This is a genomic window from Janthinobacterium sp. CG_23.3, assembly GCF_046115965.1.
Taxonomy (GTDB): Bacteria; Pseudomonadota; Gammaproteobacteria; order Burkholderiales; family Burkholderiaceae_D; genus Janthinobacterium.
In genome coordinates this window covers 38,302-51,651 of record NZ_JBJXIB010000021.1, presented here as the reverse complement: position 1 = coordinate 51,651, position 13,350 = coordinate 38,302, and the positions used below count along the sequence as shown (strand labels likewise).

At 63.1% G+C, this 13,350-nt stretch carries 21 protein-coding genes; 18 read left to right on the top strand and 3 right to left on the bottom strand.

Annotated elements, in window-relative coordinates; all coding sequences use genetic code 11:
• From ACFDR9_RS07965 to ACFDR9_RS07880, 18 genes are all read left to right on the top strand, one after another.
• Positions 1–222, top strand: a 222-nt coding sequence (locus tag ACFDR9_RS07965) for a hypothetical protein (RefSeq protein WP_409030659.1), incomplete at its 5' end; no start/stop codon positions are given.
• A gap of 472 nt (positions 223–694) precedes the next feature.
• Complete coding sequence (locus ACFDR9_RS07960; RefSeq protein WP_409030658.1) at positions 695–1,105, top strand: hypothetical protein; 411 nt, start codon at positions 695–697, stop codon at positions 1,103–1,105.
• A complete protein-coding gene (locus tag ACFDR9_RS07955) occupies positions 1,102–1,560 on the top strand; it encodes a hypothetical protein (RefSeq protein ID WP_409030657.1) in 459 nt (152 codons plus the stop codon). Before ACFDR9_RS07960 ends, ACFDR9_RS07955 begins: the two co-directional genes overlap by 4 nt.
• Positions 1,557–2,048 (top strand): zinc-finger-containing protein, encoded by a 492-nt coding sequence (locus ACFDR9_RS07950; RefSeq protein WP_409030656.1) that lies wholly within the window; start codon positions 1,557–1,559, stop codon positions 2,046–2,048. Before ACFDR9_RS07955 ends, ACFDR9_RS07950 begins: the two co-directional genes overlap by 4 nt.
• The gene (locus tag ACFDR9_RS07945) at positions 2,045–2,218 is read left to right on the top strand and encodes a hypothetical protein (RefSeq protein WP_409030655.1); all 174 of its coding nucleotides are present in this window, start codon (positions 2,045–2,047) and stop codon (positions 2,216–2,218) included. The genes ACFDR9_RS07950 and ACFDR9_RS07945 overlap by 4 nt, the downstream gene beginning before the upstream one ends.
• Positions 2,219–2,339: 121 nt before the next feature.
• Positions 2,340–3,311 carry a recombinase RecT gene (locus tag ACFDR9_RS07940; RefSeq protein WP_409030654.1) on the top strand — a complete coding sequence of 324 codons (972 nt, stop codon included), beginning with the start codon at positions 2,340–2,342 and terminating at the stop codon, positions 3,309–3,311.
• Positions 3,304–4,983 (top strand): YqaJ viral recombinase family protein, encoded by a 1,680-nt coding sequence (locus tag ACFDR9_RS07935; RefSeq protein WP_409030653.1) that lies wholly within the window; start codon positions 3,304–3,306, stop codon positions 4,981–4,983. The genes ACFDR9_RS07940 and ACFDR9_RS07935 overlap by 8 nt, the downstream gene beginning before the upstream one ends.
• A complete protein-coding gene (locus ACFDR9_RS07930; protein WP_409030652.1) occupies positions 4,983–5,216 on the top strand; it encodes a hypothetical protein in 234 nt (77 codons plus the stop codon). Before ACFDR9_RS07935 ends, ACFDR9_RS07930 begins: the two co-directional genes overlap by 1 nt.
• Positions 5,209–5,460 (top strand): hypothetical protein, encoded by a 252-nt coding sequence (locus ACFDR9_RS07925; RefSeq protein WP_409030651.1) that lies wholly within the window; start codon positions 5,209–5,211, stop codon positions 5,458–5,460. The genes ACFDR9_RS07930 and ACFDR9_RS07925 overlap by 8 nt, the downstream gene beginning before the upstream one ends.
• Positions 5,461–5,490: 30 nt before the next feature.
• Positions 5,491–5,733 carry a hypothetical protein gene (locus tag ACFDR9_RS07920; protein ID WP_409030650.1) on the top strand — a complete coding sequence of 81 codons (243 nt, stop codon included), beginning with the start codon at positions 5,491–5,493 and terminating at the stop codon, positions 5,731–5,733.
• 3 nt (positions 5,734–5,736) lie between these two features.
• The gene (locus tag ACFDR9_RS07915; RefSeq protein WP_409030649.1) at positions 5,737–5,931 is read left to right on the top strand and encodes a hypothetical protein; all 195 of its coding nucleotides are present in this window, start codon (positions 5,737–5,739) and stop codon (positions 5,929–5,931) included.
• Entirely contained in the window at positions 5,928–6,929 is a 1,002-nt protein-coding gene (locus tag ACFDR9_RS07910) for a hypothetical protein (protein WP_409030648.1), read from the top strand. The genes ACFDR9_RS07915 and ACFDR9_RS07910 overlap by 4 nt, the downstream gene beginning before the upstream one ends.
• Complete coding sequence (locus ACFDR9_RS07905) at positions 6,926–7,207, top strand: hypothetical protein (RefSeq protein ID WP_409030647.1); 282 nt, start codon at positions 6,926–6,928, stop codon at positions 7,205–7,207. Before ACFDR9_RS07910 ends, ACFDR9_RS07905 begins: the two co-directional genes overlap by 4 nt.
• The gene (locus tag ACFDR9_RS07900; protein ID WP_409030646.1) at positions 7,204–7,602 is read left to right on the top strand and encodes a hypothetical protein; all 399 of its coding nucleotides are present in this window, start codon (positions 7,204–7,206) and stop codon (positions 7,600–7,602) included. The genes ACFDR9_RS07905 and ACFDR9_RS07900 overlap by 4 nt, the downstream gene beginning before the upstream one ends.
• A gap of 190 nt (positions 7,603–7,792) precedes the next feature.
• Positions 7,793–8,458 carry a hypothetical protein gene (locus tag ACFDR9_RS07895; RefSeq protein WP_409030645.1) on the top strand — a complete coding sequence of 222 codons (666 nt, stop codon included), beginning with the start codon at positions 7,793–7,795 and terminating at the stop codon, positions 8,456–8,458.
• Positions 8,459–8,543: 85 nt separating this feature from the next.
• On the top strand, positions 8,544–8,810 hold the full coding sequence (locus ACFDR9_RS07890) for a hypothetical protein (RefSeq protein WP_409030644.1): 267 nt from the start codon (positions 8,544–8,546) through the stop codon (positions 8,808–8,810).
• Between the two features lie 388 nt (positions 8,811–9,198).
• Positions 9,199–9,498: a type II toxin-antitoxin system HigB family toxin gene (locus ACFDR9_RS07885; protein WP_409030662.1), complete on the top strand. Its 300-nt coding sequence runs from the start codon at positions 9,199–9,201 to the stop codon at positions 9,496–9,498.
• Between the two features lie 10 nt (positions 9,499–9,508).
• On the top strand, positions 9,509–9,886 hold the full coding sequence (locus tag ACFDR9_RS07880; RefSeq protein ID WP_409030643.1) for a type II toxin-antitoxin system HigA family antitoxin: 378 nt from the start codon (positions 9,509–9,511) through the stop codon (positions 9,884–9,886).
• A 233-nt stretch (positions 9,887–10,119) separates the two neighbouring features.
• On the opposite strand, the gene ACFDR9_RS07875 is transcribed toward ACFDR9_RS07880, so the two are convergent.
• The 3 genes from ACFDR9_RS07875 to ACFDR9_RS07865 form a co-directional block, all read right to left on the bottom strand.
• The gene (locus ACFDR9_RS07875; RefSeq protein WP_409030661.1) at positions 10,120–11,613 is read right to left on the bottom strand and encodes a nucleobase:cation symporter-2 family protein; all 1,494 of its coding nucleotides are present in this window, start codon (positions 11,611–11,613) and stop codon (positions 10,120–10,122) included.
• Positions 11,614–11,933: 320 nt separating this feature from the next.
• Positions 11,934–12,269 carry a CzcE family metal-binding protein gene (locus ACFDR9_RS07870; protein ID WP_409030642.1) on the bottom strand — a complete coding sequence of 112 codons (336 nt, stop codon included), beginning with the start codon at positions 12,267–12,269 and terminating at the stop codon, positions 11,934–11,936.
• Between the two features lie 125 nt (positions 12,270–12,394).
• Positions 12,395–13,141, bottom strand: a complete 747-nt coding sequence (locus tag ACFDR9_RS07865) for a TenA family transcriptional regulator (protein ID WP_409030641.1) — start codon at positions 13,139–13,141, stop codon at positions 12,395–12,397.
• Between the last annotated feature and the right edge of the window lie 209 nt (positions 13,142–13,350).

Below are 13,350 nucleotides of genomic sequence, written 5' to 3'. Positions count from 1 at the left end.
TCGCCCTTCCGCAGTTGCGCTTCACTTCGTTCGCTGTGGTCAGCTCACGGCGGGACTTTCACCCACAAGAGTGCGCCCATGCTGGGCGCACAAAATAATCCCGCCCGTGTTGGCGCGGGATCAAGAATCCGGCTGATAACCGGACTGTGGCCGATCAAAGCCGCAGAGGCTTGGAGGACTGAAGAGTGGCTGTTTCCTTCAGAAATCCAATCCGAGCCGTAAAGGTGCCCGGCAACGGATAACGCCAATACGGCCTGCCAAAACACGCTGCAGCGTGCAGAGGCTAGCGCCGGGCAAAGGCGCGATATAAATGCCAACCCTCAACCAGTTGGCAGGCCTGCCAGCGAAAATCAGGGTGTAAGCCATGATAAAGCTGACATACAAAGCAGTAAAGGTCGAGATAAATCTGTGGGCGATTGCAGCACTTTTGCAACTACTCATAGATAAACTCTAGCCCTAAGGAAGCAGGCCGGTTCACGCCGGCCTGCCAACTTGAAGCCCCTCCCTCGGCGTCGTCGCACGCCAGACAGTCAGCCCCGCCAGCCGGGGCTTTTTTTCGCTCGTAGATTCGGATCAAGGCAATTTTACATCGACTTAGTTTAGAACGCTTGACTTCAGTGCGTTTAGTATTCTATACTTCTTCCATGCCGAAACGCCGCGCACCCCGCGCCGGCCGGACACCTGGGAGAGCAAGATGACTGCACTGGACTACGAGGAACGCCGCGAAGAAATGATCGTCGAGCGCCTGAAAAAGCACGCGGACTACACCCGCGCCCAGTGCCAGGCCGGCGACGTCAAGATGTTGCGCGACATCGCCAACAACCTCGGCAGCCTGCTGGTTGAGCCGGGCGTCAGCGAAGAGATCGTCAAAAGCGTCGCCCTGGGCTACGCCGGCCTGGCCGGTAGCCTGATGGCCACGCTAGTCAACAAGGCCATCGACGACGACGCCGAGGTCGAGGCGATCAAGGAAGTCGAGAAGCTGGAAGCCGACGCGAAGCAAGAGGCCGGCCTGAACATCGCCGCGATGCGCCGCCGCGCCGCAGAGACCGGCGTCGAGCTGACCGCCGCCCTGGACGCAGTTCAAGCCGCGCAGGTGGCCAAATGAAAATCACCTTTACCACCAAGGCGTGGCTGAGCGAATTCAGCATTGACACGCCCGAGCAGTTGCGCACGCTGAAAGGCGCCGCCGGCTTGCACTACGCGCCTGAAATGTTTGGCGCCGGCTGGACGCTGGTCGGAACCGCCGAGGTCACGCTTGATCTGCTGGGTGAGCGCGCCTTGGTCGACGCCAAGATCGCCACGCTGCACGAGCAGGCCAAGAGCATCCGCGCCGAAGCCACCGCGAAGTGCACGCAGATCGAGGGCCGGATTCAGCAACTGCTGGCCATCGAGAACTCGGCGCCGGCCGCGAATGAAAACGACCTGGTCCAGATCCAGATGGAGATGGGCGACGACTGGACGAACATCGGCGGGGCAATGCGCCGCGCCGTGGCCGAGTTCAAGATGGCCGAGCTGGCCGAGTGCCATCCGGGCGCGCTGCGCATTGTGGCGGCGTCATGAGCTCCGATATCAGAACCGCATTCGATAAGGCCAGTGGTACCAAGACGCCGCGGAACCCGTCACGCAAGTCGATCGCCCGCGTCAAGAACCCACTGCCAGCACCGACCCGCTGCCGGTACTGCAATGCCGAGGTCGAGTTGGTCGGCAATGAGCAGATTTACCGCCGGGCATACGGCGAGTGGCCCTGGGCCTATCTGTGCACCGACTTGGAATGTGGTGCTTACGTCGGCCTGCACCCGTTCACAGCGATCCCGCTTGGCACGATGGCAGATGCCGAATTGCGCGAGTGGCGCAAGTCCGCAAAGGACGCGTTTAACCCGCTCTGGCAGGACGGCCTGGAGAAGCGATTCAGCCGCAGCGGGGCATACGCCTGGCTGTCCGGGCAACTGGGCATTGATGCCGGCGCCTGCCATGTTGGCTGGTTTGATATCGGGGAGTGCCAGCGCGTCATCTTTGCGTGCGGAAACATCGATCAGGTGTCGCTGTGATCCGCCGCCTCCGCCTCTGGCTGGCCACCCGCAAAATCGCCGCGTCCGATGCCGCGCTGATGCGCCTGCGCCAGTTGCGCGCCGACCTGATCGACCTGGAGCAAAGCGAGCAGCGCCAACAGGTGGCGCTGGCCGCGCGCCGCCGCGACATCGAGCGGGGCCACGCGTGATCCGCTTCCTCTTCACCCAGTACCGCCTTTCGTGCCGCGCCGGCTTCGGCCGCCGCAAGGCCATCAAGCGCGCCATCAGCGCGTACATCACCGGTTTCTAACCCCGAAGGACATTAAAAAAATGAGCAATCAAGTCGCCGTCAGCCCGGCCAAAACGCTGAATGATTTCATGGACAAGTACAAGGGGCAGATCGCGCTAGCCCTGCCGAAGCACATCACGGCCGACAGGATGGTGCGCCTGGCGATGACCGCGTTCAGTCAGAACCCGGGCCTGCAGAAGTGCGACATGCACAGCATCTTCGCCTCGGTCGTGATCGCCGCCCAGTTGGGCCTGGAGATCGGTGTAGGCGGACAGGGCTATCTGGTCCCCTACAAAGGCAAGGCCACCTTCGTGCCCGGCTGGCAAGGTCTGGTCGACCTGGTGTCGCGCGCCGGCCGCGCCACGGTCTGGACCGGCGCCGTGTATCGCGGCGACGAGTTCGAATGGGCGCTGGGCGACAAGCCGTTTGTGACGCACCGCCCCGGCGGCGACGGCGATAGCTGGAAGGACATCAGCCACGTCTACGCCATCGGCCGCGTAAATGGCAGTCAACACCCGGTGATCGAGGTCTGGACCATGGACCGCATCGTGCGCCACCTGAACAAGTTCAACAAAGTCGGCGCCATGCACTACGCAGTAAAGGACAACGGCCAGAACATGGAAATGTACGCCCGCAAAGTGGCACTTCTGCAGGTGCTCAAGTACATGCCGAAGTCAGTCGAGGTGCAGCGCGCCACCGATGTGGCCGCCGTGGCCGACACCGGCCGTAGCTTCACCTTCGACGGTGAGGTTGTCACGGTCAAGGACGTGGACGAGGACGGCGTGGTGATGGATCAGGGCTACGACGACGTCGGCGCCGGCGCAAGCCCGCGCGGCGGCCAGCTTCCGACCTGCAGCGCCGAAAGTTTTGCAGCGAAGTCGCCGAGCTGGCGCCAAGTGATCCTGTCGGAGAAAAAGAGTGTGGATGGGCTGATCGCCACCATCGAAACCAAAGAGCTGCTGACCGACGAGCAGAAAACCGTCATCGACTCCTGGAGCCACGAAAATGACTAAGCAAATCCACAACCTGGTGCAGGGCAGCGCCGACTGGCAGCAATATCGCCTGACCATGCGCGGCGCCAGTGAGGCCGCGCCGATGCTGGGCCTGTCGCCGAACGTCTCGCGCACCGAGCTGCTGCACATGAAGGCCACCGGCACAGCCAAGGAGTTTTCCGACTGGGTGCAGGAAAACATTTTGGACTACGGTCACGAGGTCGAAGCGCTGGCCCGGCCGTTGGCCGAGGACCTCATCGGCACGGAGCTGTATCCGGTCACATGCTCCATCGGCAATCTGTCGGCGTCCTGCGACGGCCTGACGATGCTCGAGGATATCGCCTTCGAGCACAAGCAATGGAACGAGGCGCTGGCCGCATCGGTGGCTGAGGACGTGCTGCCGGACGAGCACCAACCGCAATGCCAGCAGATCATGATGATCACCGGCGCGGAAAAGGTGCTGTTCGTCGTGTCCGACGGCACGTCGCAGCGCTTCGTGTCGATGGTGGTTGAGCCGTCGACGGAATGGCAGGAGCGAATCCGCGCCGGCTGGGCCCAGTTCGACAAGGACATGACCACCTACGAGCCGATGGAATACACGGCGGCGCCGGCCGCCGATCCGATCATGGCGCTGCCGGCCCTGTCGATCCAGATCCGCGGCGAAGTCACCGTCAGCAACATGCCGATGTTCAAGGCCAAGGCCGATCGCTTCATCGCCAGCATCAAGACCGAGCTGCTGACCGACGACGACTTCGCCAACGCAGAGGAGGCCATCAAGTTCTGCGACAAGACGGAAAAGAGCCTGGAGCTGGCGAAGGCCGCCGCGATCGCGCAGACCGCAAGCATCGATGAGCTGATGCGCACGGTCGACCACATCAGCGCCCAGTTGCGCGAGAAGCGCCTGCTGCTGACGCGCACGGTGAAGGACAAGAAGGAGTTGCTCAAGGCCGGCATCCTGAACAAGGTCAAGCTGGACTTCGCCGAGCACGTGGCCGCGCTCGAGCTTGAGATCGCGCCGATCCGCCTGGTGTTCCAAGCGCGCGACTTCGCCGGCGCCATGAAGAACAAGCGCACGCTCGCCACGCTGCAGGATGCCGTCGACACCGAGCTGGCGAACGGCAAGATCAGCGTCGACGCGCTGGCCAAGTCCGTGCGCGATCGCCTTACCTGGTACAAGGAGGCGGTGATCGACAGCGACTTCGCCGCGACCAACTTCTCGTTCCTGTTCGCCGATCTGCAAACGCTAATCCAGAAGCCTGACGACGACTTCAAGTTGGCCGTGACTGCGCGCATCGACGCACACAAGGCCAGCGAAGCCGCGAAGGCCAAGGCTGCGCTAGAAGCTGCTGAGGCGACGGCGCGTGCGAAGGCGGAGCTGAAAGCGGCGCAAGCAGCGCCAGGTGGCGCCGATCTTTCGCCCGCCGCCCAGGCTATCAATGAGCAGGAAGGCGCGAGCCTCTTCGCTGTTCACTATCCAAGCGTGCCAAGTTTCGGCACAGCACCGACCCTTCGCCTCGGCCAGATCGGCGCGCGCCTGGGCTTCAACCTGACCGCCGACTTCCTGCGCGAGCTGGGCTTCGAGCCGGCGGCGCGCGACAAGTCGGCGTTGCTGTTCCACGAAGGCTCGTTCGGCTATATCTGCCAGGCGCTGGTGCACCACATCCAGAAGGCGCAAGCCATGCAGGCCGCGTAATGACCAGCCAGCGCATCAGCACCTGGCTTGCGCTGCGCTGCAAGGAGCCGCTGTTCTGGCGGTTCCTGCAGGTGGCGAACGAGTCCGACGCAATCGTCGCGGTGCGCAAGCTGTGCGATGTGACCAGCCGTCGCGAGTTCGACCGCGACCAGGAGGCGGCCAAGCGCTTCCACGAAATTATCCGCCACCCGTTTATCGATTTTACCCACGACCCGAAAGCCGACCATGCTTAATATCAAAGCACAGCAAGTAAAAATCAACTCCGTCAACGCCCGTGCCGAAATGCACGGCGACCAGCCGAAGCCGGCGTTCGACCTCAAGTGCGAGGTGGCCGTGGGCAGCGAAGCGCTGATCCACTTCCACCCAGAGTTGCGCGCCTTTCTCTACAAGAAGAACGACGAGCCGGACTTGATCGACCAAGCCGACCCCGACGCCCTGACCGCGCTGAGCTTCCCGAAGATGGGCGCCTTGAAGTAGGGATGGGAAGGCGCCGGCTACTCGGCGCGCGTGGCTTACGGCATCGGCGGACCGAGCGATATCCGGCTCGGCGACGTAAAGGTCGACGGCCTGCGCCTGACGCCGCAGCCAGGCGGCACGGTGCTGATCCAATTCCGCGTGATCGCGCACCCGGCCACGGACGACGTCGGCCGCCTGTGCGAAATGATCCAGCAGACCGTCGAAATGGACGTCGTGGCGCCCGAGCCGGCGACGCTGGGCGAGTTGTTCGGCGACGAGCAGAAAGCGGCCTAAGCCATGTGCTGCTGCGCCCACCTCATCGACCCGGCCAGCAGCAGTCATTGCGCGCGCGGCGTCAACTACCGCTCGCTGGCCGGCGGCGGCGTCCACTACATGGTGTTCCGCCTGCCCTGCATCCCTATCACCAACCGCCGCGGCGAGGACGTGCGCATCTGCGCGCAGTTCGCGGCGGCTACTGAAAGCGAAAAATGAGCGATACCAAAGCAGTAAATTTGCACGACACGTTCGACGTCAGCGTCTGGGCTACCGAGTTCTGCCGGCTGAATTCGGCCAGCGATCACGGCACGATGCTGGGATGGTTTGCGAATGCGATCATGGCCGGGCATGACCATGCGGTACGCAAGGCACTGGGCCGTCCAGCATCGTTCGGCACAGAAGTATCCAACGGCCTGAAGCGCATCGCCGAGCTTGAGCAGCAACTCGCCGCCCGCCCTGCTGCGCTCGATTTGAGCGGGCTGACACGGTACGAAGAAGACAGAAGTGGCGGCGTCCGCTTGAACTATGCCGGCGAATTCGTCGTACTCGCAGACGTTCAGGCGCTGCAAGCATCGGCGCAGCCGGTCGAAGAACCGAAGGCTGACGCCGACGCCCAGCCAACAACCGCGCCGGAATTCCTTGCGCAGGCCGCCGCGATCATGGCCCAGCGCGCGGCGCAATACGACCAGCCCGGTGGCGAGCGCAGCATGGGCCGTACGGTGGAGGCGTTCAACGCGATCGCCAATCACACCCTGAGCGAGGCTGACGGCTGGCTGTTGCTCCAGGTGCTCAAGGACGTTCGCCAGTGGCAGGCGCCGGCGTTCCACCGCGACAGCGCGGAGGATGGCGTCGCTTACTCGGCCCTGAAGGCTGAAGCGCTTGCTCGTGCCGTGCAGCCGGTCGACGCGACGATGGCTGATCTGATTTGCTGGTCGAGCAAGAAAAACTTCACCTTAGCGCAGCGCTCAGATGCTGACGGAAATTGCCCACATTGCGGCGCGGAATACGAAATCGAAGACCCCGCAGCCACAATCGGCAGCGCGCCAGTGGACGAGCTGGCGGCTATTGAGATTGCCGCAGAGGCGATCTACCGAAAATTTGACGAACTCTTTGTCCGCTACCTTCCTTGGGTAAATGGTGGGAACAGCAAAATGCAGGACATAGCGCGGGACTACGCCCGCGCGGCGCTCGCAGCGAAAGGCGGCGCCAAGTGAGCGCCGACATCAAAACGTGGGAGAAACGCCTCCCCGACCGCGAAATGATCATGTCGTGCGAGATCGAAATGGCGATGCTAGGCGAAATTACGGACTTGCGCGCAGCGCTGGCGGCGAGGCCGGTAATCCTGCCCGGCTATGCGCTGGTGCCGCTGGAGCCGACCCCGAAAATGGTTGACGCGACCTTCACCGACGATCTGCGCAGCCACTCCCATAACAAGAGGAACAAGCATATTTACCGCGCCATGCTTGCCGCCGCCCCGAAAGTCGCGCCATGACCAAGCCCCGCAAGAAATACCGGCCGCGCACCCCACGCGTGCCGATGATGCCCGAGACGCGCGCCGATATCGCGCTGGCCCTGCACGCGGCCGTCGAGACGCTGATTGCCGCACCTGGCGTCGAAAGCTACAACGCGCTGAGCCTGCAATTCGTGACGCTCGGTCGCGTGCTGGGCAAGCAGGACTTCATGGAGCGGGCCAAGCGCGCGATGCTGGACGTGTTCGCCCGCTTCGAGCGCGTCGACAAGATCGGCGTCAGCCCGGACGAGGCGCAAGCCCTGCGCGCCACCTGCGTGGCAATGGATAGCGCCATCGGGCTGGTCAGCGTCGGCGCCATGCTGGCGGCCGAGATCAAAACCGTGAAGTGGTGCCGGGAAAATGGGGTGGCAAATTGACCGCAATGAATCCAGCCCTCACCGAGCGCCTGCACCGCGCCATCGGAAACGAAACAAACGTCGGCGGCTACTCGCCGATGCGTCACTGCCGCGGCGAGTGCAAGCGGCGCCGCAGTATTACCCAGTTCGTCGGCATCAGCGACGTTTGTATCCGGTGCGCACGTCGCGCGCCGAAATCAGGAGATCCAGCATGAAAGAACGTCCGATACTTTTCAACGGCGCCATGGTGCGCGCCATCCTCGACGACAGCAAGACGCAGACGCGGCGGATCGTGAAGCCACACCGGAGCGATGACGCGTTCTGCTTGGTCGATTACGGCGATGGCTGGTGGCCATATCGCAGCGAAGACGGTGAAAGTCCGAACGTTGACAACATGGAATACCCGCTCAATTGCCCCTACGGTCAACCCGGCGACCGCCTTTGGGTGCGCGAGACGTTCGGCGAAGTCTATGACTGGTGCGACCATCCAGAAATGCCGGGCGCCGGCACCGAGAGCTGGCATATCGAATGGAAATACCGCGCTGACGGTGAGCCGGATTGCGTGGATATGGATGGCGCATTCACTGGCTGGAAGCCGAGCATCCACATGCCGCGCGCGACCAGCCGCATCCTGCTGGAAATCGTCAGCGTGCGCGTGGAGCGGCTGAACGACATCAGCGAGGCGGACGCCATCGCCGAGGGAATCGAGCAACTGCCCGGCCATCCTGGTCGGTGGTGGCTTGGGTTCGACGTGTCAAGCCTGAATTACCCATCGGCTCGGAACGCCTATACAGATCTTTGGGAATCCATCAACGACGCCGGCTCGTGGGCCGCCAACCCCTGGGTGTGGGTTGGCGAGTTCCGGCGGTTGCCATGAGCTACACCCCCCCCACCTGCACCCGCTGCGGCGGCGCGCACGCGCTGAGCCGCTGCCCTTGGCCAACAATTGAAAGGAAGTACCCATGAACGAAGAAACCTTGATCGACCGCCTCGCCGTTGCGCTGGCCGCCCGCGTCGCGTCGGCGCTGCCGGTGGCCATCGACTTGTGGGACATTGCCACCATCGCGCTGTACCTAAAACGCGAGCCTGGGACCGTCCGGGAGCAAATGGCCTGCCTGCCGGGGTTCCCGAAAGCGATCCGCCTGCCGACCTCGAAAGGCCGCGCCCAGCCCCTGTATAATGCCAAAGAGGTCATCGCGTGGGCGCAATCGTACCGGGACAAAAATTAATCCAGGCTACGCCAAATTTACGCCAACCGCCCGGAAACCCGCATGTAATCAGGGGGCTAGCTTCCGGTCCCGGGCACCACGGACATTGCAAACTTTAGCTAAAGTTGCCCAGAAGCCCCCTAAGAAATCAAACGCTTAGGGGCTTTTTTACGCCCATACCGCCAAAGTTTGCCAATTGACAGCAAGCTTTGCTGGCCCGGCTCTACGAGGTCTCGCGCGCCAATATCCTCGGGCGTCGCGAAGCCAGCGCAGGGAGCGATTTGCGCACCACATGAAATATCTGGACCGGCTCGGTAATGCTGGAGAATCCCGTTATACTGAAACGATTCGGTCTTACAAAGTCACGGTGAAACTTGCGCTAGTCCCATATTGGGACTATAGTTGTGCCATGCGCCTGTTATCCCTCTCCACGCTTCGCGACTTCTATGAACAACCAGTCTATGGCGATTCGAAAGGTCCGATTCTCTCGTGGCATGGACATGTTCTGAAAGCAAATTGGACCATGCCGGCCGAGGTGAAGGCGGATTTCGGGACGGCAAGTATCTTGAAGGACGGTCGCACTGTTTTCAATATTCATGGCAACAAGTACCGAATTGTCACTTGGATCAACTACGACTTCGGTATTGTGTACGTCAAGTTCGTGGGAACGCATGCGCAATACGACGCTATCGATGCGCAAACCGTTTAAGGAATAAATTATGGACATCAAACCAATCCGGTCGGCGGAAGACCACCGCGCGACTTTGAAAGAAGTTGAAGTCCTCATGATGGCAAAAATGGGGACGCCTGAAGGTGATCGCCTGGATGTTCTGGCGACGCTGGTCGAGGCCTATGAGGCTAAACACTTCCCTAGGGAGATAGCGGACCCAATCGACGCCATTAAGTTCGCCATGGACCAGAAAGGTCTGACCGTGCGCGACCTGCAGCCCATGATCGGCGGATTGAACCGAGTTTACGAGATTCTAAACGGCACGCGTCCACTCACCTTGCCGATGATTCGGCGCTTGCATGCTCGGCTGGGTATCCCTGCCGAGGCGCTGATTAAGCCGCGCAACTTGATTGGCCAAACCGCATAGCTCCTAGCGTTCTGACATTGGGATGGAAAGTTTTTTAGGGGCAGATTTAGGGGCATGAAATAGATTTGGCACCCACCATACTAGTAAAAATACAGCATGCAATGTGACTTGTGATTCCGGTCCCGGCACCACGAACACGTAAATAGAAGTCCAAGTAAGTTCGAAAAACGCGCTGCCCTTCAGGGAATGCGCGTTTTTTTCGTCCGTGCGGTACGCCGCGGGCTCGCGGCGCCCTACTCGCTGCCATGGCTGTTGGCCGCCGCGGCGGCCTTGGCGTCGCCCGCCGAGCCGGCGCCGTTGAAGTACAGGTTGAGCAGGACGGCGGCGAGCGCGGCCAGCAGGATACCGCTGTGCAGCAGCGGCGACAGCACCTTTGGCATGTGCTGGGCATAGTTTTCGGCAACCAGCGGCACCATGCCGAAGCCGATCGACAGCGCGACGATGAACAGGTTGTTGCGCTTGCCCTGGTAGTCGACGCCGGCCAGGATGCGGATGCCGGTCGCGGCAACCATGCCGAACATCACCAGCCCGGCGCCGCCCAGCACGAACGAGGGGATCGCCTCAGCCGTTTGGGCAATTTTCGGCAGCACGCCCATCACCACCAGGATCGCCCCGGCGGCCACGCAGACCCAGCGGCTGCGCACGCCGGTGACGCCGACCAGGCCGACGTTTTGCGAGAACGAGGTATAGGGGAAGGTGTTGAAGACGCCGCCGAGCAGCGTGCCCAGGCCGTCGGCGCGCAGGCCGCGGCTAATGTCGTCGCGTCCCACCGGCTTGCCGGTCATCTCGCCGAGCGCGAGGAACATGCCGAGCGATTCGATCATGACCACCACCATCACCAGGCTCATGGTAAGAACCGCGACCAGATCAAAAGTCGGCCAGCCGAACTGGAACGGCGGGACGATGGCGAAGGTTTTGGCGCCCGCCACTTTGGCAAAGTCGACCTTGCCCAGCGCGAAGGCCAGCGCGGTGCCGGCGGCGATGCCCACCAGCACAGAGATGTTGGACAGGAAGCCGCGGCCATATTTGGCCACCAGCAGGATCACCGCCAGCACGAACAGCGCGATGCCCAGGTGGTCGAGCGCGCCGTAGGCCGGGTTCGCCACCATCGGCGCCGCGCCAGCCGGCACGGGCGTGCCGGCCGCGTTGGCCGCCGCCACCATGGCGAGGTGGGCCGGATCGACGATTTTGGCCATGGCCGGCGGGCCGCCCATCGCCCAGTTGACGCCAACGCGCATCAGCGACACGCCGATGACGGTGATGATGGTGCCCGTCACCACCGGCGGAAACAGGCCGAGGATACGGCCGATCAAGGGGGCGATCAGCATCGAAACGACGCCGGCGCCGATCACCGCGCCGAAGATGCCACTCAGGCCCAGTTCCGGGTTGCCGGCCATTGCCAGCATCGGGCTGACCGAGGCGAACGTCACCCCCATCATCACCGGCAGGCGGATGCCGAACAGCTTGCCCAGGCCGAGCGACTGGATCAGCGTGACCAGGCCGCAGCAGAACAGGTCGGCGCTGATCAGCGCGGCCACTTGCTCCGGCGCCAGTTTGAGCGCGCGCCCGACGATCAGCGGCACGGCGATGGCGCCGGCGTACATCACCAGCACGTGCTGCAGGCCGAGGGTCAGCAGTTTTCCCGGCGGCAGCATTTCATCGACCGGCGACGGGACGGGCGCGGCACCGTCCGGCGCGGCGGAGGGTGTGGCCAAGTGCAGTTTCATCACGGCAGGCTCCTTGAGTTAACGATCAACGTTGATACGTGGTTCACAAGCATGATTCGCGCCAGCACCCGCCCGCCCCCGGCGTCGCGGCAAATGCGCGTGGCGCGCGGCTGCGCGCACCATTGACGGACGGCAGGCGCCAGGCCTGCCCCGCGCCTGCCACTCTTTGGTGCTCGCCCTGCCGACATCGGCCAACCCCGGCGCTGGGCGGAAAGGCGTCACTGAGTCTTTCCTAGTGTAACGTCATCCGTCCGCCCCCACTGATGTGATTTATCCACACCGGCGGCCTGCCGCCGTACCCGGCGATGTTGCCGCCGCCGTCAATCCGCATACAGGGGGTTTGGCGCCACGTAGGCTTTCACCGAGTGCGTCAGCGCCCCGCGCGGCGCGATTTGGTTGAGGTCGATCGCGCCGGCCACGTCGATGCCGTTGAAATTCCAGGCGAACTCGCGATCGCCGGAGACGAATCGGACGACCTCGCCGCCGGTCACGTTGACCCAGCGGGTGTCCTGGCCGACCCGGACGGTGCGGGTGGCGGCCGACAGCGGCGCCGGCTCCCCGAGCAAATCGGTACGCACGGCCGCCTGGGCCGCGCCGGCGCCGGCGCTCGACAGCAGCAACGCCACGACGGATGAAAGTAGTAATCTAGGTTTCATACAACCCCCTTGGTAACACACTATGGATTGCCGGCGCGCTGGCGCGGGCCGGCGCCGAACTACAGCTTTTAGACGCGGCCGCGCTTTCGTTGGTTCCGGCGCCGGGCCACCCCTGCGCGCCCGGCTCAGCCGCTCGGCGCCATCGAGCGGTCCAGCGACAGCGCCATGTACTGGTAGCTGTTGGACAGGCCCTGTACCAGAATATCGACGTATTTCGGCTCGGCCCGCCTGCCGATCAGCAAGCAAATGATCTCCAGCGCCTCCCACGGGTGGGTGTCGTCGTACTGGGCGTGCAGCCGCAGCCAGCGCGTAGCCGGCCGCCGCAGTTCCGGCGCGAACGAATTTTCATAGGCGTCGGACGAGCAGATCAGGTTGGCCCACTCGCCGGTCGCGCCCTCGATGGCCAGGTTGGTGACCGCCATGCTGGTCGCCAGCGAAGCGCGCTCGCAGCTGTGCCAGCACCAGTGGTTCAGCGCCTGGCTTTCCACCGGCGCCTGGCTGTCGAACAGGTCGCGCATGCTGATGCCGCAGGCCTTGGCCCACTCGACCCAGTGGTCGGCGTGGTTTTGCTCGACCCGTATATTGCGCATCAGGTAGCGGCGTGCCATGTTTTCCCCGGCCGAGCGGCCATACTGGATCTTGCACAGGTTGACCGCCATGTATTGCGGGAACTGCTCGATGACCGGCCAGCCGCCGACCAGGAAATTGTAGGTGGCCTGGGCCGGCAGGCTGGCCTCGCGCATCCGCGCGAACAACTCGTGCGCCACCACCTTGCTCTTCGCCGGCGCCGTGGCCAGCACCATGTCCTGCGCCCATGCAGGATAACTGTTCAAGTCCATCAGCGGACCACTGCGTTGAAACTGTTCATACATAGCGACGCTCCTGTGATTCCACCCGGCAATTGCCCGGCGACGAATAAATATTGGACCAGCCCGCGCGCCGCAGGTTCCACCACGGTGGCGCGGCGTCCATGGATGATTTGGCTCAGCAATAGCGACACTGCCCGGCGCCAGGGGGAACGTCTGCGCCGCATCGGCGGTCTACCGTTGGCGCACCTACGTCGCGTCGACCGTCGTGCAGC